Annotated in this window: 2 protein-coding genes; both read left to right on the forward strand. The window is 39.8% G+C overall.

All coding sequences use genetic code 11. The annotated features are described in order from the left end of the window. The first annotated feature begins 62 nt into the window (after positions 1-62). The gene (locus PHU20_RS20065) at positions 63-368 is read left to right on the forward strand and encodes a fibronectin type III-like domain-contianing protein (protein ID WP_274827191.1); all 306 of its coding nucleotides are present in this window, start codon (positions 63-65) and stop codon (positions 366-368) included. Between the two features lie 7 nt (positions 369-375). Continuing rightward, on the forward strand, positions 376-1,995 hold the full coding sequence (locus tag PHU20_RS20070) for an MFS transporter (protein WP_274827192.1): 1,620 nt from the start codon (positions 376-378) through the stop codon (positions 1,993-1,995). Positions 1,996-2,235: the final 240 nt, after the last annotated feature.

Here is a 2,235-nt window from a genome sequence, read left to right on the forward strand (position 1 = left end):
TTTTGGTTTCAAATGCAACTTAAAAAGTGTAAACGATGTTTCTATAACTCTGTAAAGGATGTTTGTATATCGTACCATCGGTCGATGTAGAGAACACAGGGAATATGGATGGGCAAGAAATAGTTCAAGTATATGTCCGTGATATGGAATCCTCCGTACCGCGTCCTGTGAAGGAGCTAAAAGGATTTCAAAAAGTGTATCTGAAAGCCGGTAAGAAGAAAACAATCGATTTCACTTTGGTTGAAAGGGATTTTTCGTTTTGGGATGTAGCGACGAAGGAATGGAAATTAGAACCGGGAGTTTTTGAAATATGTATAGGTTCTGCCTCCAATACAATTTTAGCCAAGGCACAACTGGAAATAAAGTAAACAAACGATGAACGCAAAGACAGGAAAGGTCTCTATCAAAGAGAAAATCGGGTATGGATTAGGTGATGCCGCAGCAAATATTGGATGGAGAGGTGTAGGGACGTTCCTGATCATATTTTACACCGATGTGGTCGGATTGAACCCTGTAACCGTGGGCATACTTTTGCTTACGGCACGATTCAGCGATGGTATCAGTGATATTGTCATGGGAATTATTGGTGACCGTACCAATTCCAAATATGGGAAATTCAGACCCTGGATACTCTGGACGGCGATTCCTTTGGGGATTAGTTTAGCGCTTCTTTTTACAAGTCCGGAAATGGGTGAGTCGGGTAAGATCATTTATGCCTATATCACCTACATCGCATTTACTTTGATCTATACGGCCAACAACATTCCGTACGGTGCATTAATGGCCGTCTTGAGTGGTGATCATAAAGAAAGGACAAGTATAGGCTCTTTTAGAATGATAGGCTCATTTGGTGGGGGAATCCTTGTACAGGGAGCACTACTTTTCCTCGTAGCTTATTTTGGAAATGTAGGGCCTAAAGTAGAGGTTTCAAAGCTAGGAGAACAGACCTATAAAGTCGATATTCTAGCCACAAGGGATGTTGAAAATGTAAATGTAAAAACAGAAGATGGGATCGCTACTTTTACTTGGAACGATGAACGTTCATCGACAGATACGCCCACTGTCGGAAAGACGTTTAGCATGGCATCCAACGAAACCTATTCCTTTCTGGTGAATGGAGAGGAGAACCTCTCCGCTAGTGATTTTAGAATTATAAACCAACAAAAGGGGTATACCTATTCTTTTTATCTGATGGCCGTTATTTTGATTTTGCTCATGTTCGTAACGTTCGCTACAACAAAAGAGCGAATAAAACCTCCTAAAGCCCAGAAATCGAATATAATACAGGATATTAAAGATCTTTTAAGTAATCGTGCTTGGTTTACGTTGCTCATTAGTGCTTTATTTTCAAGTACTTATAATGCCTTGAAGCAAGGTATAATCATAATTTATTTTACGCACTACCTCCATAATCAGTTATTGGCAGCTTCTTATTTAGTCGGATTAATGTTGGTATCTATTGTAGGTGCCATTATAATGACTCCTTTAAGTATAAGGTTTGGAAAACGGAATCTGTTTATTGCTTCCTTATTGGTTTCCGGTGCATTTATTTCCCTTATCGTTTTCTGCGGACCAGGTGCGGTTGTCGCTATTTTCGTTCTAGGACTACTTTCGGAATTGATCGGTGCTATGTTCTCCACGTTGACTTTTGTAATGTTAGGCGATGCCGCTGATTATTCAGAATGGAAGAACAATAGAAGGGCAACCGGTCTTGTATACTCTGCGGGATCTTTTTCCACCAAGTTCGGAGGAGGTATTGCAGGAGCTATCATTGGTGTTGTTTTAGGTAAATATGGTTATAATGGATTGGATCCGATTGCCATTCAGGGTGCGATCCCCGGGATAAAAATGCTAATGAGTTGGATACCTGCAATCGTTGCCTTCATGGGAGCATTACTGATGATGTTTTATCCACTATCCAAAAAAATGATGAATAAAATATCAGCTGATCTGGCAGAACGGAGGAGGCTTGAAAAATCTGTGGCCACGAATTGAATATAACCAAAGTCTTAATCAGGAATTGGCATTAGGTTAGTTTTCCTTTGAATTAGGGGAGGGTAGTGTCCCACCACCCTTATGTCTTATGTGACAAAGTTCTTCGATGGAAATTTCAAAGACAACCTCAAAAACCAGGTTCAGTTTCTTCTTAAAATCAATTCATCGTTTATTTGAACTTTTAATTCTATTCTGGTTTGCCGAGATAGTGTCCTATCTCATCGTTTATTTGAAATTCAC

This window comes from Maribacter polysaccharolyticus (assembly GCF_028882255.1).
Taxonomy (GTDB): domain Bacteria; phylum Bacteroidota; class Bacteroidia; order Flavobacteriales; family Flavobacteriaceae; genus Maribacter_A; species Maribacter_A polysaccharolyticus.